The sequence below is a fragment of the Halomonas sp. AOP22-C1-8 genome, from assembly GCF_052378905.1.
In the GTDB taxonomy this organism is placed as follows: domain Bacteria; phylum Pseudomonadota; class Gammaproteobacteria; order Pseudomonadales; family Halomonadaceae; genus Vreelandella; species Vreelandella citrativorans.
The window spans coordinates 38,708-57,940 of record NZ_JBQSYD010000006.1 but is presented as its reverse complement, the minus strand read 5'-3'; the positions used below and the strand labels follow the sequence as shown (position 1 = coordinate 57,940).

The window sequence follows — 19,233 nt, the reverse complement described above, 5'->3', positions numbered from 1 at the left end:
GGGCGTTGGCCGCCTGCCGGGTTGTGATACTCAAAAACCCTGAGATCGTGTACCGTAGAGTTTTTTTGGGGCACCCGGGTGGAACGAGGGCATTGCGCTTCTCCAAACAAAAGGGCAGAAAGCCTGGCAACAAAAGTTAGCACGCTTTCTTTTACCGCCTTACGTTCAGCGAAAAACACCGTTTGGTCAAGCGACAATAGCTGAGAATGCCCGCCCTCAGCTGCAAACCCACGACTTCTGACGCTTAGAGAGAGCCATGTTACTACTGATTATATTTTTTGCCCTGGTGGGTTATGCCATCGGCGGCGCCACTGGCCTATTAATTGGCGGTGTACTGGGCTGGTGGCTAGCACGACGCCTCGCCAAGCGGTTAAGAGAGGCGCGCATGCGCCTTCAGGAAGGCTTTTTAGAGTCGATTTTTTCCGTTATGGGCTGCCTTTGCCAGGCCGATGGCAAAGTGACCGAAGGCGAGCTTAGCGTTGCCGAAAAGCTGTTTGACCAGATGCATTTGCAGGGGGCGCAGCGGGCCAAGGCACGCGCTGCCTTTGAGCGAGGCCGTGCGGATAACTTTGATCTGGACGCTGAGCTTGCCAACGTCGGGCGTCTAACCCGCCATCAACCGGTTATGCGCCAAGTGTTTTTACAGGTTCAGCTATCGGCTATCGCCGCTGACGGTGTCTTGCATCCTGAAGAGCATGAAATGATCGTGCGGGTAGCGCGGGGCATTGGCTGTAGTGAAGCAGAGGTACAGCAGATTGAAGCCATGCTGCATGGCGCAGCCGCCAACTCCCAAGGAGCCAGTGAAGAGGCACTTAAGGACGCCTACCGCGTGCTGGGTGTGAGTGAAGAGGCAAGCGATGCCGAGATCAAGAAAGCCTACCGTCGCTTAATGAGCCAAAACCATCCGGATAAGCTGGCCGGTAAAGGCTTGCCTGAAAGCATGCGTGAAGTGGCTCAGGCGCGCACCAGTGAAATCGGCAATGCCTACGAACGCATTCGCAAGGCGCGCGATAACCAAGCGTAAGCTGCTTATAAGATGAAGGTCAGTCCAAGAGCACGCTGCCCCGCAAAGGCCGCGTCCATCATCCTGCCAATATCGACATCCTGACACCAGGCCGCTAAATTGAAAGCGTCTTCTTTTCGCCAGCCTCGGCTGGCACCTTGTCAGGAGCGCGCCATGATCACGCTATACACCTACCCCCGCTCGCGCTCGCTACGTGCCGCCTGGACGCTTGAAGAGCTGGGCCTTGAATACCAGTGCCAGCATGTTGCGTTGGAGAAAGGGGGAGGCCAAACCTCGGCGTATCTGGCACGTCATCCGGATGGCAAAGTACCGGTGCTGGAGGATGGCGAACTTACCCTGTTTGAATCGTCGGCCATTTGCCGCTACCTGGCCGAGCACTACGGTAACGGCAAACTACTGCCGACTAACGCCGCCGAGCGTGCCCAGGTCGACCAGTGGTTAAGCTTTATTGTGACCGAAGTCGAACAGCCGCTCTGGACCCAAGCCAAGCACACCTTTGCGCTACCTGAAGACAAACGCGTACCGGCCGTGATTCCTACCGCAGAGTGGGAGTTTCAGCGCGCATTGGGCGCTCTTGAACGCCGCTTTCAGGGCCAGGAAACGCTGCTTGGAGGCGATTTCACCTTGGCCGACCTGTTTCTCACCCATACGCTTTCCTGGGCCATCGGCATGAAGCATCGCCTCCCCGAGCCGTTCTTGATCTACCACAAACGCCATACGCAGCGTCCGGGCTTGGCAAAAGCCGGTGAGCGCGAGCAAGCCGCCGCTCAGTAAGCCAGCACCGCGTTTTACACCGTATGAGGCAGTACCGTTGCCACTACTGCAAAGTAGTGGCAGATGCTTCCTCCCACCACAAAGAGGTGCCAAATAGCGTGATTGTAGGGAATCGCACGCACGGCATAGAAGATGACGCCCACCGTATACGTAATGCCGCCCGCGGCCAGTAAGGCGATGCCGGTTACCGAGAGCTTCGCCGCCATTTCTTCTGATGCCAGCAGGATCATCCACCCCATCAGCAAATAAATAACCACGCGAAAAATCGACAGCCGCTGCGGCCACAGCAGCTTGCAGGTAATGCCTATCAGCGCCAGCGACCACACGGCGGCAAACAGTGTCCAGCCCGTTGGGCCGCGCATATTCACCAGTAAGAAAGGCGTATAGGTGCCTGCAATCAGCAAGTAAATCGCGCAGTGGTCCAACAGTTGAAAGCGCTGCTTCCAAAGCCGATGCGGGATACCGTGATAAAGCGTAGAGGCGGTATATAGCAATACCAGCGTCATGCCGTACAAGCCAAGGCTTGTCAGTTTCCATGGGTCTACCTGAGCGGCAATACTCGCCATCACCAGCAGCACCACTGCCCCAACGACGCTTAACAATGCGCCCACCCCATGGCTGATGCTATGTAAGCGCTCTTCTAACTCGCTGAACTCTTCAGACTTGACGCTGGCTGTGTGGCTCATATCCCCTCCACCGAGTGTTAACGGTCATGAGTAGCAGCGAACGACGCGGCTAACCTGGATAATAGAGTTCTGGACAATAGAGTCATCACCATAGCGCTGAAATATGACAAAACCCAAACACGGAAGATACAGCGCTTGGGTTTTGTTTGGATGTTGATGAGCGCCGTGAATAGGCAGTTAAATAAATAGGTTAAATGGGAGGATAGGGCAGCGCGTTTTCTATTCCACGGGGCGCTTCAAATCCTGCGGTGGCTGCAATCCGGCGTGATACCCGCCGGTAGGCGTGCCGCTTGGTGAAAGCTTGAGCCCAGCAGATATCCACGGCGGTCATCATGCCGGGCATAAAGTGATCGTAAAGATGAAGGTAGGAGCCGCAGATCGCACAACTGCTTACGTTGGTAATCGCATCACGGGGATGCTCTATTTCGGGATCGGGAACCGTATCGTAGCGCACGTCGTTTTTTCCGTGCCAGCAACGTGCTTTCGTGGTTGCTCCTCCTTACTCTTTTGCAGATAATTAGCATCCTGCTATGTATCAGTGTCGGCCTTTATCAACATAGCTCAGACGTTAGGCAAAAAAGTTTAAGGAAAAGCAATTTTTCGAGGTTTTAGCAGCAATAAAGCGTTATTTCAGCCCTTTCGCTCAATATCGACATCGCTTGCCTGAGTAAAATCTCCCAGCGCCATCATATGGCCAAGCTTGCCCGCCTTGGTGGCAAGGTACTGTTCATTGTGCGGATTTAAACCGGTGGTGATGGGTAGCCGTTCGACCACATTAACGCCATCCCGAGTCAGCGCATCAACTTTACGGGGATTGTTGGTCATCAGCTTAAGCGCGGTAACGCCTAGATGATTGAGCATTGGCACGCATAGGTCATAACGGCGCATATCGGCGCCAAACCCGAGCTGTTCGTTGGCTTCTACCGTATCCGCCCCTTGGTCTTGCAGGTGATAGGCGCGAATCTTGTTTAGAAGCCCGATGCCGCGGCCTTCCTGGCGCAGGTAAAGCAGTACGCCGCGGCCCTCTTCCGCAATACGCTTAAGCGCTTCCTGCAGTTGATAGCCACAGTCGCAACGCATGGAGAACAGCGCATCGCCGGTCAGGCATTCGGAATGAACGCGCCCCAGTACCGGCGCGTCACCCGTGAGGTCGCCCAGCGTCAGGGCGATATGATCCTTACCGGTCGCGTTGTCTTCGAAACCGTGCATGGTGAACGTGGCCCAGGGAGTGGGCAGTCGGGAAGCAGCAATGAAGCGAATGGTCACAGGTTACCTCGCAGATTAACCAAACCAGTTAACCACAACAGTATGGGCAAAGTGGGCGGGTAGTTTATCAGGAAGCGAGCCATGCCTCACGGCTGTTACTCGCTAAAATTAAAGCAGAGAAGAGTGAGCGTGGTTCACCCTGTTCTAGCATATACATTTACCGCGCGTGGATTAAGATAATGCAACGCCCTCATGCACGCAGGTTTTACGATGTAAAACCCTATAGGGTTGCAATAATGCAACAACGCGGGTGCTTCACAAGCTCGCTTAATTAACAGTCAGACCATTTACCCGCAGCGTGATAACCGCTGAGACACCAGAATTTTCACCATCTGACGGAACATTATGCTGCTACTTATACTTATCACAGCGCCTTTTATCGCCAGCATAATGGCCGCATTAATGCCCGCCAATGCCCGCAACCGGGAGGCGTGGCTGGCGGGCGGCGTAACGCTTTTAGGGCTGCTGATTACCGGTTTTCTTTATACCCAGGTAGGCGCCGGGGAGGTTGTACGGAGTGAATTTGGCTGGCTACCCAGTGTCGGCCTAAACGTCGTATTGCGTATGGATGGCCTGGCCTGGTTATTTGCCATGCTGATCCAGGGTATCGGTTTGCTGGTGATTATCTATGCCCGCTACTACATGTCGCCTGCTGATCCCGTACCTCGCTTTTTTTCGTTTCTGCTCGCGTTTATGGGTTCAATGCTGGGGGTGGTGCTATCGGGCAACCTCATACAGCTGGTGCTGTTCTGGGAGTTAACCAGCATTACCTCGTTTTTGTTGATTGGCTATTGGCACCATCGCGCCGACGCCCGCCGCGGCGCACGTATGGCGTTCACCGTGACAGCAACCGGGGGGCTTTGCCTGCTGGTCGGTGTCTTGATGCTTGGCCATATGGTAGGCAGCTACTCGCTTGATGTCGTGTTGGCATCGGGTGACCTCATCCGTAACCACGCGCTTTACCGGCCCATGCTGCTATTGGTCGCGTTAGGGGCGCTGACCAAAAGCGCGCAGTTCCCTTTTCACTTCTGGTTGCCGCATGCCATGGCAGCGCCGACACCGGTATCGGCGTTTTTGCACTCCGCCACCATGGTCAAGGCGGGGCTTTTTTTACTCATGCGGCTTTGGCCATCGCTGTCAGGAACGCCTGAGTGGAGCTGGATCATCATGGGGGCTGGCGTATGCACCATGTTGATTGGTGCCTTCACCGCTATTTTCCAACACGATTTGAAAGGCCTGCTGGCCTACTCAACCATCAGCCACCTGGGGTTGATTACCGTACTGCTGGGCATTGGCACCCCCTTGGCGCTGGTAGCCGCGATTTTCCATACCGTTAACCATGCCACGTTTAAAGCCTCGCTTTTCATGGCCGCAGGCATTATTGACCATGAGACGGGCACCCGAGATATGCGCCACCTGCGCGGCCTTTATAAAGCGCTACCCTATACGTCGACGCTGGCGATTGTCGCCAGTGCGGCGATGGCCGGCGTCCCGTTTCTTAACGGGTTTATTTCCAAGGAGATGTTCTTTGCCGAAGCGTTAGGCGTTGGCTCCGCGCAAAACTGGGGGATGTCCATTGCGGCGGTGTTGATGGGGGTCTTTGGCGTTACGTATTCGCTTCGCTTTACCTACGTCTTTTTCGGCAAACTGCCTGATGACTTGCCTCGCCAACCGCATGAGCCGCCGCGCTGGATGCGCTTTCCTGTCGAGTTTTTAGTGCTTTGCTGCCTGGTGGTGGGCATTATTCCAGGCCTGAGTATCGGCCCCTTCCTGAACGCCGCCGTTACCTCTGTATTAGGCGAGGCAACGCCCTACTACAGCCTCGCCGTTTGGCACGGTTTCAACCTGCCTTTGGCAATGAGTTTCGTCGCGTTAATCGGCGGTGTGGGGTTCTATATTTGGCTACGTGTCCGCTATGGGCTAATTCAAGCCACCCATGTGCCGTTGCTGGGGCGCTTTAACGGCAAGCAAGCCTACGAAAATACCATGCTGCGGATCTCATCCATCGCCTCTTTGCTGGAAAAAATACTCAGCACACGGCGCTTGCAGCCTCAGCTCTTGCTTATGGTGGTGATGCTTCTGGCGGCGCCCATTTTGCTGATACGCCCCATCTCGCTGCTTGCTCTGCCTACCAATGGGGAATTTTCCTGGCTCTTTGCCGGGCTATGGCTGATGGGGGCGATTTGCGCCGTCTCGGCGGCCTGGCAGGCAAAATACCATCGCTTGGCAGCGCTTAGCCTGGTGGGCGGTGTGGGCATTATTACCAGCCTGTCGTTTTTGTGGCTATCGGCGCCCGACCTGGCGCTTACCCAACTAATGGTGGAAACCATTACCACGGTGCTTATCCTGCTGGGACTACGCTGGCTTCCCCCGCGTATCACGCCGCGAGAATTGAACATTACCGCCACTAAACGCGCACTATTTCGTCGCTCACGCGATATCGTTATTGCGGTGTGTGCGGGGTTGGCAATGGCCTTGATCAGCTATACCGCACTGCTACGCACGCCTTCTGAAGGAGGCATTTCTGACTTTTTCCTTACCCATGCCTTAAGTGAAGGCGGGGGAAGTAACGTGGTCAATGTGCTGCTGGTCGACTTCCGTAATTTCGATACGCTGGGCGAAATTGCGGTGTTGGCCATTGTCGCCTTGACCGTTTACGCACTGCTGCGGCGCTTTCGACCCGCGCCTGAAAGCCTGCCCATTCCCGCTCAGCAGACCAACAGCGTTGATCCTGCGGCAGGACAAACACCTATCCAGCAAGTGACAACAGGTTACCTCAAAATCCCCAGCGTTTATTTACGCTTGCTGCTGCCCGTGATGGGCGTCATCGCGGCCTACTTCTTTATTCGGGGCCATAACCTGCCCGGCGGCGGTTTCGTTGCCGGTTTGATCTTTGCGGTTGCGATTATTGTTCAATACATGCTGGCAGGCACTCAGTGGGTTGAAATGCATCTACGCCTTCGCCCTCACCGCTGGATTGCATTTGGCCTACTGACGGCCTGCGCAACGGGTTTGGGCGCGTGGCTGCTGGGTTATCCTTTCCTGACCACCCACACCGCACACTTCACGCTTCCTGTGCTTGGCGAGGTGCACTTGCCGAGTGCGTTTATATTTGATTTAGGTGTGTTTGGCGTGGTCGTTGGCTCCTCGATACTCATTCTTGTGGCGCTGGCACACCAATCCGTACGCAGCCACCGCTTACCCGCTACCACGGCACCAGCGCCCCTCAACCCTCAACAGGAGACCCGCTAATGGAAGCTGTTATGGCCATGGCAATGGGCATCATGTTTGGCTCCGGGGTGTGGCTGCTGCTGCGTCCACGTACCTTTCAGGTCATTACGGGCTTATTGCTTATTTCGTATGCCGTTAATCTATTTATCTTCATCATGGGGCGTCTCTCCATCAACCAGCCCCCCTTAACGCTTGCCGAGGGCACTATTGACCCCGCTTTGTATGCCGACCCGATGCCCCAGGCGCTGGTCTTAACGGCTATCGTGATCGGCTTTGCCACCACAGCCCTTTATCTGGTGGTGATGATTGGTGCTCGCGGGCTTACCGGCACCGACCACGTTGATGGCAAGGAGCCCCATTGATGAGTCTTCCCTGGCTGCACCATTTAATGCTGGCTCCTGTTTTGCTGCCCTTGATATTCGGGGCAGGGCTGATCCTGGTAAATGAACGTCATCACCAAAAAAAGTTTTTTATTAACCTGGCCAGCACGCTGGCGATGCTGGCGACCTCGGTCGCACTGCTTTTGCTGGCGGACCACGAATACTGGCCCGATGGCATTGGTCTCTACCTCTCTGCTAACTGGACAGCCCCCTTTGGCATTGTCTTGTTGGTTGACCGGCTAACGGCGGTGATGCTGCTGCTTGCGTCAATATTGGCGAGCGCCTCTCTGATCTTTGCCATGAACCGCTGGAGCCGCATTGGTGTGCACTTTCACTCGTTATTCCAGTTTTTGCTAATGGGCATTAACGGGGCCTTTCTTACCAATGACCTGTTCAATCTGTTTGTGTTCTTCGAGGTCATGTTGGCGGCCTCGTATGGCTTGATACTGCATGGCTATAACAGCGTGCGTATAAGAGCAGGCATGCAGTACATTGTGGTGAATTTGTTAGCGTCGTTTTTCTTCCTGATGGGCGTGGCCCTGATTTACGCGACGACCGGCACGCTTAACATGACCGACCTGGCGATGCGCTTGAGCATGCTATCGCCGGAAGACCTCATGTTGTTAAAAATTGGCGTGGCTATTCTGGCGTTAGCCTTTCTCACCAAAAGTGCCATGTGGCCACTGGGGTTCTGGCTACCCACGACGTACTCGGCGGCCTCGCCGCCGGTGGCTGCCATGATGGTGCTGATGACCAAAGTCGGCGTGTACGTGCTGATTCGGCTGTGGCTACTGCTGTTCTCGGAAGGCCCTGCCGCCGGTTTCGGCTTTGACCTGCTGCTCTGGGGAGGGCTTGTGACACTTGCTTTCGGCACCATAGGCATTCTTGCAAGCCAGGAACCTGGCCGCATGGCAGGCTATGCAGCGGTCATCTCATCAGGCACGCTGCTGGCCGCCGTTGGTTATGGCCAACCGGCGCTTATCAATGTGGCGCTGTTTTACTTGATCAGCTCGACACTGGCAGTTGCCGCGTTTTTGCTGCTGATAGAGTTAATTGAGCGTATCCGCACACCGGGAGCCGCGATGCTGGCATTAACCATGGAGGCTTTCGCGGTGGAGGATACGCCGGAGGAACCCGTCGGCAAGGCGATTCCTGGCGCGCTGGCCTTTTTGGGGCTGGCCTTCGCCTGCTGCGCCCTGATTATTACCGGGTTGCCGCCGCTGTCAGGGTTTATCGCCAAATTCAGTCTTTTTCATAGGCTGTTGAATCCTACCGACATGCTGATTGAGCGGGGAGTCGTCACTTGGGTCGTTATTGCGCTGGTAGTGCTTTCCGGGTTGGCAGGTATTATTTCGTTAATGCGTTTTGGGGTCCGGACCTTCTGGGCCGTCCAGAACCCGGTCCCGCCTCATCTGCAGCGCTCCGAAGTCATGCCTGTCATCACCCTACTACTGGCCTGCCTGCTGCTCACCGTTCAAGCAGGCCCGACGATGGCGTACCTGGAGCGCAGTACAGACGCGCTCAACCAGCCTGAGGTCTATTTGAACCGTCTAGGCTTAACCGCTGCGGTGGGCGGTACGTTCGGGGAGTCGGACCAATGACGCTGCGCTGGCTTCCCTCTCCTGCCTTATCGGGCGCCTTGTTAATCATGTGGCTGCTGTTGAATCAAAGCATTGCGCCTGCGCAGGTGTTACTGGGCAGTGTTCTGGCCATTGCCGCACCGCTGCTCGCCAGGCCACTGCGTCCGCTCGCCCCAGCGCCACTACGTAAACCGCAGGTGTTGGCACGTCTGCTGTTGATGTCGATGATCGAAATCATACGATCTTGCTTTAACGTCAGCCGCATCATCTTGTTCAATGCCAAGGACGTGCAATCGCAGTTCATCCGAGTGCCGCTGGATCTTAAAGACCCGTACGGCTTGGCGTTGCTTTCGTGTCTGATCAATTCAACTCCCGGCACCGTGTGGGTAGAACAGCTGCCAGACTCCAATGATTTGGCACTACATGTGTTTGACCTTCACGATGAACAGTGGTGGATCGACACGATTAAAACGCGCTACGAACAGCCATTAATCGAGATCTTTGAACATGAATAAAAGGCGTTCTGTATGACTATGCTGCTCTCTCTGGCAATTAATATCACGCTACTTAGCGTCTTGTTAGCCATGCTGCTGTGTACGGTGCGCTTACTGCGAGGGCCAACCGCACAAGACCGTGTACTGGCACTCGATACACTATGGATGTGTGCCATGCTGTTTTCCCTAGCGCTGGGCATCCGGTTTGGCAGCGTGATCTATTTTGAGGCCGCGATGCTGATTGCCCTGACGGGCTTTGTATCAACCATCGCGCTTACCAAATTTCTGATGCGTGGCGAGGTAATTGAATGAACCCACAGCTGGAGTCACTGCCGCTATGGGCCAGCCTGCCCATTACCCTGTTATTGCTACTTGGAAGCGCGATTGTACTGATCGGTGCATTGGGCTTGGTTAGGCTGCCGCACTTCTTCCAGCGCATTCATGGCCCCGCCATTACGATTACGCTAGGCACCGGCTCCATTCTGATTGCCTCCATGATCTACTTCTCGGCGCTACAGTCACGGCTGGTCTTTCATGAGCTATTGATCACTGCCTTTGTGATGCTCACCGCGCCGGTGGTGGCCATGCTGCTGATGCGCACCGCTGTTTATCGTGACCTGCGTGCTCGTGACCGCCGCCCAACCGTTAGCGCGAACGCGAACAAGAGCAAGACAACGACCGAGGTTTACCCCTTTTCTGCGAAGGAAGAACCGTAGCTTCGTGACACGCCAGCCTCTGCGTAGCGGATAGGTTTAGGCACGTTTTACACGTCGGCATGCCGCTTAGTGGGGCGTTCTCAAGTACACTCTCACCTCTGCCTTAACGTTTAGAAACCCGAGCCAAGCGCCTTCTCAATCATGTTTCAAATAAAGTATCAGCACTGGTTTGTATACCCTTTAAAATACACTACAGGTAAATTTCCCAAGGGCACGTGTTTATGACTTCCACACCGTTGCAAAATGATCGTTTTCTCCGCGCCCTGGCGCGCCAGCCCGTTGACCGCACGCCGGTATGGATGATGCGTCAGGCAGGCCGCTATCTGCCTGAGTATCGTGAGCGCCGCGCCGATGCGGGCAGTTTTATGGACCTGTGCCGCAACCAGGACCTGGCCTGCGAAGTAACGCTCCAGCCGCTGGAGCGTTACCCGCTGGATGCGGCGATTCTGTTTTCAGATATTTTGACGATCCCCGATGCCATGGGTCTGGGGCTCTATTTTGAAACCGGTGAAGGTCCCAAGTTTCGCAAAACCGTGCGCACCCCGGAAGAAGTGGCGGCGCTAAGCGTGCCCAACGCCGAGCGCGACCTGGACTACGTCATGCGTGCGGTATCGACCATTCGCCGTGAGCTGAACGGGCGCATGCCGCTGATCGGCTTTTCGGGAAGCCCTTGGACGCTGGCAACCTACATGGTGGAGGGCGGTTCCAGCAAAGACTTCCGTCACCTGAAAACCATGCTTTACGATACGCCAGACACCATGCACCAACTGCTGGATACCCTGGCGCAATCGGTAACCGATTACCTGAACGCGCAGATTCGCGCAGGCGCCCAAGCGGTGCAGATCTTCGACACCTGGGGCGGGGCGCTTTCCACCCCCGCGTACTTGGAGTTCTCGCTACGCTATATGGAGCAAATTGTTTCCGGGCTGATCCGCGAGCACGACGGGCGCCGCGTACCGGTGATTCTGTTCACCAAAAACGGCGGCCAGTGGCTTGAAGACATCGCCTGCGCTGGTGCTGATGCACTGGGTATCGACTGGTCGACCGAGCTCTCCAGCGCCCGTGCCCGTGTGGGCCACAAGGTTGCGCTTCAGGGCAACCTCGACCCTAACGTGCTGTTTGCACGCCCGTCGGCGATTCGTGCCGAAGTCGCCCGCGTGCTGGAAAGCTACGGTCACGGGCCGGGCCACGTGTTCAACCTGGGCCACGGCATCAGCCAGTTTACCAATCCGGATAACGTCACCGCCTTTATGGAAGCGCTGCACGAGTTAAGCCCGCAGTATCACCAAGGCATTCCGGCCCAATCCACCCCATCACAACCAGGAGCCAATTGATGAGCGAATTACGCGACGACCAGTGGTTTACCGAAGTGTTTGATAGCCACGGCAGTGCCTTCTCGCTGAAGATCTCTGAAAAGCTGTTGGATGTGCAGAGTGAGTACCAGCACCTGGAAGTGTACGCCACCGAGACCTACGGCAACCTAATGGTGCTGGACGGCTGCGTGATGCTCACCGACCGCGACAACTTCCTGTATCACGAAATGATCGCCCACCCGGCACTGTTTACTCATCCGGCGCCCAAGCGCGTGGTGATTATCGGCGGCGGCGACTGCGGCACACTGAAAGAAGTGCTGCGTCACCCGGGCGTTGAAAAAGTCACCCAGATCGATATCGATGAAGAAGTCACCAAGGCCTCCGAGCGTTTCTTCCCGGCACTGGTGGAAGCCAACGACGACCCACGCGCCGAGCTGCTGTTCGCCGACGGTGTGAAGTGGGTAGATGACGCTGCCGATGAAAGCATCGACGTGCTGATTATCGACTCTACCGACCCGGTCGGCCCCGCCGAAGGGTTGTTCAAGACTGACTTCCTTAAGCGCTGCCACCGCATTCTGAAAGCCGATGGCGTGATGGTGCAGCAGAGCGAATCACCGCTTTATCACAGTGGCTCGATTATTCGTGAGCTGCGCCATGACATGCGCGAAGCGGGCTTTGCCAGTGTCGCCACGTTGCCCTTCCCCCAGCCGGTTTATCCTTCCGGCTGGTGGAGCGTGACGCTTGCCGGTAAAGGCACCAACGTGGAAACCTTCCGCGAAGAGGCTGCCGCTAGTCACGAAATGCCGCTACAGTACTACACAGTGGATGCCCACCGGGGCGCCCTGGCGTTGCCACCGTTCATGCGTAAAGCGTTCAGCTGACGTTTATTTGAATAGCACGCCAGCAAGCGATGAGGCCGGGCACTGCTCGGCCTTTTTTGTGTCACCACGTTAAGGAACCAACAATGAAAACCCTTAAATGGATAAGCATTGGCGCGTGCGCCCTGGTCCCGACGGTTGCCTTGGGCACCACATTAGAAACCGTTCAATCCCGCGATAGCGTACGCTGCGGGGTGAACGCCGCCCAGCCCGGCTTCTCCTCACTGGACGATAACGATACATATCGCGGCCTGGATACCGATGTCTGCCGCGCGATTGCCGCGGCGGCATTAGGCGATGCCAGCAAGGTTGATTTCGTACCGCTCGATTCGGTGGAGCGTTTTACCGCCCTGCAGTCCGGCGAAGTGGATCTGCTCTCGCGCACGACGACCTGGACCTCTAGCCGCGATACCACCCAAGGTATGCACTTTACCGGGGTGAGCTATTACGATGGCCAAGCATTCATGGTCGCAAGCGACCTGGGCGTACAAAGTGCCGAAGACCTGGACGGCGCGGCGGTGTGCACGCAGTCAGGCACGACCAGCGAGCTGAACCTTTCAGACTATTTCCGTGTTAACGACATGCACTATGACGCAGTGGTGTTTGATTCTCCCGAACAGTCGATTGCCGGTTTTGAAGCCGGGCGCTGCGATGTCTTAAGCTCCGATGCTTCTCAGTTGTATGCCCAACGCATGCAGCTTGCCAACCCCGACATGGCGGTAGTGCTGCCCGAGATTATTTCCAAGGAACCGCTTGGCCCCGCCGTACGCCAGGGCGATGACCAGTGGTTCAACATCGTGAAATGGTCGCTGTTTGCCATGCTCAATGCTGAAGAACTGGGCATCTCAAGCACCAATATTGATGAACACGCGGATTCCGATAATCCAGATATTGCCCGCCTGCTGGGCCAGAACGGCAGTTTTGGTGAAGGCATGGGACTCAATGACGACTGGGCTTACCAAATCGTCAAACAGGTGGGCAACTACGCCGAAATGTATGATCGCAACGTGGGCGTGGACTCTAACTTCAATATTACCCGTGGTTTAAATGCTCTGTGGCGCGATGGCGGCATTCAGTACGCCCCGCCCATTCGCTGACATCTTCTGGCATTGGCCACCCCAAGGGCGGCCAATGCCATTTAGCAATGTGAAAGGTGCTGTCCATCGTGGTCTGAGAACTACTCTTGCACCTCGTTAGAAAGGGAGGATTACCCAAGAAGCCGAAAAAAACGAAATATAATTAATGATTTGATTCCTACCGCCGATTATTATTCTAAGCATCAAACAATAGTAAGCATCCAAGACACTACCATCGGCCACATATTGATGGCAGCTAAACAAAGCGGCAAGGAGGTCTCGCAATGACAATGGGTATCGGGCCATCTACTCCGGTGGTTTCTCAAACAACGTCTGATAGCCGTACTCAAGGCGTGTCAGCGACTAAAGCCGTGCAGGGGCAGAACACAGAACCTTCTTCTAGCTCACCGAAGCCATCAAGCCAACTTTCCACGTTGGCCCAGCAGTTAAGCGACAGCGCCCTGCGTGCCGAAGAGCGTGATGCCAGCCTGGATCGTAAAGCGTTAGGGCAAAAAGCCGATGCGCTGCTCAGCCAGATTACCGGCCAAGGCTACCATAATAACCGAGCACGATACGACGCCGAAGTGCCCAACACCGATGACCCAGAACTCTTGGAGCGAGCAAAACAGGCCACCTCCTTTGTTAATGGCAGAGGTAGCAATCCCTTTAGCGGCTTATCTCAAGATCAATTAGTACTGATTATTTATGACGATAGCGGAACATTTACGACCAATGAGCGACGTGCAGCTTGGCGAGAAGATTATGATCAGCGGGAGGCATGGAATCAAGCCGTCGTAGCTCGAGGTAAATTGGAGTACAGCCAAACCGGCAAGATGACCGACTTCTTCAAAGAAGTGCTGGGGAATTACAATAATCTGCCACCTATCATGCAGGCACAATACCCCGACTTCTATGCCCCACGCCTTGAACACCTGATCGAGATGGACTTCAACTTTATAACCCATCGCGCCGAAGGCAAAGGAGCACCTGAAGATATTTTTGAAATATTAATGTCCAGTGAAGACTTCGCTAACCTTGGTAAACGCTTTGTTAACTCAAAAGTTTAATCAGAGTCTACTGAAGACTTTAATCGTATAAATAACGAAAACGCTGCTAAGCGGAGCTTTTTATCAACATATCAAAAAATAGTAGCCAACAAGCCCCTCTTATCGTAACTCGATAAAAATAAAATAATTCGTAGCAAAAACTTTTTATGTTAAAAATGCACAAAAAAGCAATATTTACTTAATTTTTAGTTTTCAATGCCGATAACTCATAGAGGCATCGAGAAAGAGGCAGTGACTCGATCATTATCACCGACCACATCATTGATGGCGGTTCAAAAAACGATAAGGAGGTGCTCGAATGGGAATCGGTATTGGACCATCCACTCCGGCCACACCACAGACAACATCTGGTAGCCGCACCCAGGATGTATCAACCAAGGGAACTGAACAAGGCGGAAGCACAACGCCTACTTCTGGTTCTTCGAAGCCATCAAGCCAACTTTCCACGTTGGCCCAGCAGTTAAGCGACAGCGCACTGCGTGCGGAAGAGCGTGATGCCAGCCTGGATCGTAAAGCGTTAGGGCAAAAAGCCGATGCACTGCTCCAGCCAATTGTCCGGGACTTTCATCTTCACCGTGCCAAATATGATGCTGAAGTCCCCAATACAGACGACCCCGAACTATTGGAGCGGGCTAAACAGGCCACTTCCTTTGCCAATGGCAGGGGCAGCAACCCCTTTAGCGGCCTATCACAAGATCAGCTAGCACTGATTATTTATGACGATAGCGGCACATTTACGGCCAATGAGCGGCACGCAGCTTGGCAAGAAGATTATGACCAGCGACAGGTATGGAAACAGGCTGTTGTTGCTCGAGGCCAGCTGGAGTACAGCCAAACAGGTAAGATGACCAACTTCTTCAAAGAAGTGCTGGGGAATTATAACGAGCTGCCCCCTATCATGCAGGCGCAATACCCCGATTTCTATGCGCCGCGCCTTGAACACTTAATTGAGTTGGACTTCAACTTTATGACTCACCGCGCCGAAGGCAAAGGGGCACCTGAAGATATTTTTGACATACTAATGTCAAGTGAAGACTTCGCTAACCTTGGTAAACGCTTTGCAAACTCAACGATTAGTTGAAAAGAGATAATAGTAAATGCGAGGCAAGCCACACGAGCCTTCATGCCCATGCCTACCGGTAAATATAGATATCGGATTGAAGATAATACAGTGCGAAATTGGTCTATGACTGGGAGTATTCCTACTATTAGCTTTTTTCCTATCCGATGAGCCTTAAGTTATTAATGAAAAGCACCAAACAGATATACTGTTAACCTAGGAAAACAACCATGATCTCAAATACATCGGCTGTTGCCTCAATGCTCAGCAATTTGAATGCGAGCATGAGTCATGGAACGTTGCTTGACCCTGCAAGATATGAAAACTTCACCATCAAGGTAGGTGAAAAAACAGGGGATGAAGGTTTACTGGGCGGCGTGCTTAGCCAAAAAGATTATGACACTTTCATGGGTATCGTGAAGGATCTCAACGTCAAGGATGCCAGTATTGGCGAGATGTCGACCATGAGTCGTCGCTTGCGTGAGGCTGGCTTAGAGACTCCACAGGGAGTGATTGGTACAAGCCTTGGGCCAGCGGAGTTCTCCTCTCCAATCGGAGGCAATGAAATCAACCGCGACGTTAAGTACAACCAACTTGAGTATCAGCGGCAAACACTACCCAAATATGCTGATTTACCTGCAACGCGGCATATCGCGATTGGCGCAATGAAGCTGGTGGCAGCTATCGCTAATGCTTCCCCCATCACCGGCGAAACTGTCTCTTCCCAAGTCTTTGCACAACAGGATTTGGATAGGGCCGTTGCAAAGGGGGATAGCCAAAGCTTTCATGTCGAACTTTCTGAACTTGCCAAGCAACTGTCAGGGCGGGAAGAGAAAGAGATTGAGTTGCCCGAAGAGCTGAAACTGGCCCTTCTTCTGGAGGAGCTGGAAGACGCAGCAAAAGCCAAGCGGATTAGTGATAACGGTGAGATAGACAATGTTTGAAGAAGCTAACCCGCCAAATTCATCTGGAACAATTAATAACTTCAATAACCGGCGATTTGGCAATGGTGTTAAAGTAACTATTTCTCATCAAGTTAATGGTGGAAGAAATGTTATACAACTTGCAGACAAAATTATAGCTAGCTTCCATTATGCTTATTAAGAACTCATACCAGTCTCCCCGAATACGGAGAGGTTGCATGCCAGAGAGATTGAACGATGAAAGTCGAAGGCCCGATTTCTACATACAATCAAGGAGCTAAGCAAGTATCCGACACCCAGGATGGTACCGGTGTCGTTAAGCGTACCAATGACGTTAGGATGCCCCAGCCTAGCGAAAGCACTAGCGTCTCCCTAAGTGGAAAAGCCTTATTATTGTCACGGCTTTTTCTTACTGAAGACATCACCAGTGAGCCATCTGTACTATCTGGCTCTAAAGGTATGAATGAATACGGGATGATGCTCCCTCATAACTTCCTGACTCAGGATGATCGAAATCTACTGGCAGACATGTATGAGTTTTCTCAGGAACAAGGGGCAGATTTAAAGCACGTGGATCGGCTAGCCTGGGATATCGGACTATATCGCCAACGTAATAATGGCGAAGCGGTAGCAAATTTTAACGATGGCCGTAGCTATGATCTCGAAGGCCGAGTAAGAACCGCCAGCTTTACCGATGAAGATGCGGCTACTGTAGAACGCATTCAAAGCAGCGGCGATATTAGCTCTACAAGGTTAGACAAAGGTTTTCTGAATTACATTCTTGATCCAGGCTATGGCTTTACTCACAGCAGCGATTTTGAGTTTCTTGAGCAAATGGTTTCTAGATTTTCAACCAAGGGCAACGACACCATCCCACTCGACCCGAAGTTCTCCACCTTTGCTTATAACGAAAACAACTACATCATGCATACAGCGGATGAGGTGACGCTCAATATTCCCCGAGACACTTCCAATGCGGTGAAAGATACGTCACGCGAAGCACTCGTAGCCGATGCCAAAGCACTCCCTCAGCAGCTTAATAAAAGCCTGCTTGAGGCTTTTATTGGCAAGAGCGATGAAAAACCCACAGAACGTGGCTTTATAATGAAAATGTTTGATTGGCTGAAACCTCCAGCGACTAAATAACTGTAACTACTAACTCTTGAATAGCTTATGAAGGAAACGGTTGAGAAAGAATAGAAGGCAGCGGAGATATTGCAGAAGCGCGTTTTAAAACCAGGCCTGCCATCAATTACAGTAAATGAGCGAGCAGCAGCTACCTAAGTGAAACGTTCACAGGCGCTAATATTGAATGCGGAGAATTAAAATAAAATTAGCGGCAGCCAATAAAAATGACAATATTTACTTAACTTTATCGCTTGCCTGCCGATACTTTATGTAGGCATCAAGAAATAGTCGACGTCTTGATCGCTCAACGAGCCGTTTAGTATTGGTGAAAGAAAAATACTTTGGAAAACCAGCGCAACGTGTTTTACCGCGCTAAAGTAGCTCCAATAGAGTGGGAGGCGGCTCTAGTTGCACAGATAGACTGAGTAGGGAAACATGGTCTGAGCCTTACCAATATAACGCAACGTTTACGGTCTACTGATAACCGACTGCCCTCGGCTTAGTAAAGCCGAGGGCACTATTCGTCGTTAATTTTTAAGCGAAAACAAATTATGAAAACACTCTCTTATACCTATGCCAGCAGCCTTTTGAATACCAATAACCATTACAACGAAAAAGTGCTAGGGCGCGGCATCATGAGCGCCAGCCACATCAATTCACCAAGTTATTATGGATTACAGGCTGGCGATTCTCCTTTGGTACAAGGTTCATCCAGGATTAGCAACAGCCTTTCTCTGACCAAGGGTGAAGAAAAAAGCGCCGTGGTCAATCTTTCCTCCCTGGCGACGGAGATGTCCAGGCTCCTTTCAAAGGAGAATGCAGCAACCGTCTCGCCCGCCGAATTTGACGCTTTCCTGGAAGAAATACATGGGCAACTTCAGGAAATGGTCGAGCAGGAAGCGGGCAATATAGCGGAGATACTGCTGGAGCGCCCGAACAGCGCCGACACAACTCGGCGTTCTATCGCCGAGCAGGCGGCAAACCACTTGATGTCGAAATTTTATAATAGCGAAGAGCCGTACCCGCAAACATCTTCCGAAAACCCTTTTGCCACACTGGATAGACACTCGCTCTCCACAATCGCCTTTGATGACTCTGGTGATTTTACGTCGGCAGAGCGTTATCTGGCGTTTTTACAGATGACGGAAAACGATACTGATTTCAGAAACCAGGCGTTTGAATTGCGTGACAACGCCTATGTAGCGGAAGATGGCCACGCTGGCGCCGACCCTAGTCACATGGCCAGGCGAGTAGATGCCAAATTGGTTTCTGGCATGACAGAGGCGGAGAGAGCCTGGCGCGGCGTATCGGCTGCTTACGAAGAGGCTACGCTTGCCCAAGCAGCTAATGGGAATCTTGCTGAATTACCGGCCTATACAAATGGCGTTAAAACATCGCCGGACAGTGTTTTCGTCGTCATGGGCGATGAGGACGGGGGCGTGTTGCGCAGTATCGATATCCAAACGCTGATTAAAAACGAAGAAGAAGGCATGAGCCTGTTAAAGATGGCGCTGCGTAATCTTGAGCAGAAAGACTCGCAAGAGCGTTAGTAAGATAAAACAGCCACCATCTATAAAAAAAAGTAAACAAATAACATGGCGCGCACCAAAACGGGGCGCGCAGTAACCACTTCTTAT

At 53.2% G+C, this 19,233-nt stretch carries 20 protein-coding genes; 17 read left to right on the top strand and 3 right to left on the bottom strand.

The genetic code is table 11. The features are described from left to right. The first annotated feature begins 256 nt into the window (after nucleotides 1-256). Nucleotides 257-1,024 (top strand): co-chaperone DjlA, encoded by a 768-nt coding sequence (gene djlA / locus ACT3TY_RS05000; protein ID WP_172116922.1) that lies wholly within the window; start codon nucleotides 257-259, stop codon nucleotides 1,022-1,024. Nucleotides 1,025-1,177: 153 nt separating this feature from the next. After that, a complete protein-coding gene (locus ACT3TY_RS04995) occupies nucleotides 1,178-1,798 on the top strand; it encodes a glutathione S-transferase family protein (RefSeq protein WP_444627519.1) in 621 nt (206 codons plus the stop codon). 14 nt (nucleotides 1,799-1,812) lie between these two features. Here the strand turns inward: ACT3TY_RS04995 and trhA are convergent, their stop codons facing one another. From trhA to ribA, 3 genes are all read right to left on the bottom strand, one after another. Further along, nucleotides 1,813-2,484, bottom strand: coding sequence for a PAQR family membrane homeostasis protein TrhA (gene trhA, locus ACT3TY_RS04990; RefSeq protein WP_444627518.1), 672 nt, complete (start codon nucleotides 2,482-2,484; stop codon nucleotides 1,813-1,815). Between the two features lie 190 nt (nucleotides 2,485-2,674). Next, complete coding sequence (locus tag ACT3TY_RS04985) at nucleotides 2,675-2,938, bottom strand: hypothetical protein (protein ID WP_444627516.1); 264 nt, start codon at nucleotides 2,936-2,938, stop codon at nucleotides 2,675-2,677. 176 nt (nucleotides 2,939-3,114) lie between these two features. Beyond that, nucleotides 3,115-3,750 (bottom strand): GTP cyclohydrolase II, encoded by a 636-nt coding sequence (ribA, locus tag ACT3TY_RS04980; protein WP_087110611.1) that lies wholly within the window; start codon nucleotides 3,748-3,750, stop codon nucleotides 3,115-3,117. 345 nt (nucleotides 3,751-4,095) lie between these two features. Here ribA and ACT3TY_RS04975 point away from each other — a divergent pair, with 345 nt between their 5' ends. The 15 genes from ACT3TY_RS04975 (at nucleotide 4,096) to ACT3TY_RS04905 (ending at nucleotide 19,146) form a co-directional block, all read left to right on the top strand. After that, nucleotides 4,096-7,002, top strand: coding sequence for a monovalent cation/H+ antiporter subunit A (locus tag ACT3TY_RS04975; protein ID WP_444627513.1), 2,907 nt, complete (start codon nucleotides 4,096-4,098; stop codon nucleotides 7,000-7,002). Then, the gene (locus ACT3TY_RS04970; RefSeq protein ID WP_172116917.1) at nucleotides 7,002-7,343 is read left to right on the top strand and encodes a Na+/H+ antiporter subunit C; all 342 of its coding nucleotides are present in this window, start codon (nucleotides 7,002-7,004) and stop codon (nucleotides 7,341-7,343) included. The genes ACT3TY_RS04975 and ACT3TY_RS04970 overlap by 1 nt, the downstream gene beginning before the upstream one ends. Then, nucleotides 7,343-8,962: a monovalent cation/H+ antiporter subunit D gene (locus ACT3TY_RS04965; RefSeq protein ID WP_444627512.1), complete on the top strand. Its 1,620-nt coding sequence runs from the start codon at nucleotides 7,343-7,345 to the stop codon at nucleotides 8,960-8,962. Before ACT3TY_RS04970 ends, ACT3TY_RS04965 begins: the two co-directional genes overlap by 1 nt. Further along, nucleotides 8,959-9,456, top strand: a complete 498-nt coding sequence (locus ACT3TY_RS04960; protein ID WP_444627510.1) for a Na+/H+ antiporter subunit E — start codon at nucleotides 8,959-8,961, stop codon at nucleotides 9,454-9,456. The genes ACT3TY_RS04965 and ACT3TY_RS04960 overlap by 4 nt, the downstream gene beginning before the upstream one ends. A 12-nt stretch (nucleotides 9,457-9,468) precedes the next feature. Next, on the top strand, nucleotides 9,469-9,747 hold the full coding sequence (locus ACT3TY_RS04955; RefSeq protein WP_444627509.1) for a K+/H+ antiporter subunit F: 279 nt from the start codon (nucleotides 9,469-9,471) through the stop codon (nucleotides 9,745-9,747). Further along, nucleotides 9,744-10,151, top strand: a complete 408-nt coding sequence (mnhG, locus tag ACT3TY_RS04950) for a monovalent cation/H(+) antiporter subunit G (protein WP_444627507.1) — start codon at nucleotides 9,744-9,746, stop codon at nucleotides 10,149-10,151. The genes ACT3TY_RS04955 and mnhG overlap by 4 nt, the downstream gene beginning before the upstream one ends. Nucleotides 10,152-10,372: 221 nt before the next feature. Next, nucleotides 10,373-11,485 carry a uroporphyrinogen decarboxylase gene (gene hemE / locus ACT3TY_RS04945; RefSeq protein WP_193054090.1) on the top strand — a complete coding sequence of 371 codons (1,113 nt, stop codon included), beginning with the start codon at nucleotides 10,373-10,375 and terminating at the stop codon, nucleotides 11,483-11,485. Next, nucleotides 11,485-12,345 (top strand): polyamine aminopropyltransferase, encoded by an 861-nt coding sequence (gene speE, locus ACT3TY_RS04940; protein WP_172116912.1) that lies wholly within the window; start codon nucleotides 11,485-11,487, stop codon nucleotides 12,343-12,345. The genes hemE and speE overlap by 1 nt, the downstream gene beginning before the upstream one ends. A gap of 83 nt (nucleotides 12,346-12,428) precedes the next feature. Continuing rightward, nucleotides 12,429-13,439, top strand: coding sequence for an amino acid ABC transporter substrate-binding protein (locus ACT3TY_RS04935; protein WP_444627506.1), 1,011 nt, complete (start codon nucleotides 12,429-12,431; stop codon nucleotides 13,437-13,439). 263 nt (nucleotides 13,440-13,702) lie between these two features. Then, nucleotides 13,703-14,485 (top strand): hypothetical protein, encoded by a 783-nt coding sequence (locus ACT3TY_RS04930; RefSeq protein WP_444627505.1) that lies wholly within the window; start codon nucleotides 13,703-13,705, stop codon nucleotides 14,483-14,485. 298 nt (nucleotides 14,486-14,783) lie between these two features. Then, nucleotides 14,784-15,566, top strand: coding sequence for a hypothetical protein (locus tag ACT3TY_RS04925; protein ID WP_444627503.1), 783 nt, complete (start codon nucleotides 14,784-14,786; stop codon nucleotides 15,564-15,566). 209 nt (nucleotides 15,567-15,775) lie between these two features. Further along, nucleotides 15,776-16,489 carry a hypothetical protein gene (locus tag ACT3TY_RS04920; protein ID WP_444627501.1) on the top strand — a complete coding sequence of 238 codons (714 nt, stop codon included), beginning with the start codon at nucleotides 15,776-15,778 and terminating at the stop codon, nucleotides 16,487-16,489. Continuing rightward, a complete protein-coding gene (locus tag ACT3TY_RS04915) occupies nucleotides 16,482-16,649 on the top strand; it encodes a hypothetical protein (protein WP_441678099.1) in 168 nt (55 codons plus the stop codon). The genes ACT3TY_RS04920 and ACT3TY_RS04915 overlap by 8 nt, the downstream gene beginning before the upstream one ends. A gap of 56 nt (nucleotides 16,650-16,705) precedes the next feature. Then, nucleotides 16,706-17,614, top strand: a complete 909-nt coding sequence (locus ACT3TY_RS04910; protein WP_444627499.1) for a hypothetical protein — start codon at nucleotides 16,706-16,708, stop codon at nucleotides 17,612-17,614. Between the two features lie 533 nt (nucleotides 17,615-18,147). Next, nucleotides 18,148-19,146, top strand: a complete 999-nt coding sequence (locus ACT3TY_RS04905) for a hypothetical protein (RefSeq protein ID WP_444627498.1) — start codon at nucleotides 18,148-18,150, stop codon at nucleotides 19,144-19,146. Nucleotides 19,147-19,233 lie beyond the last annotated feature (87 nt).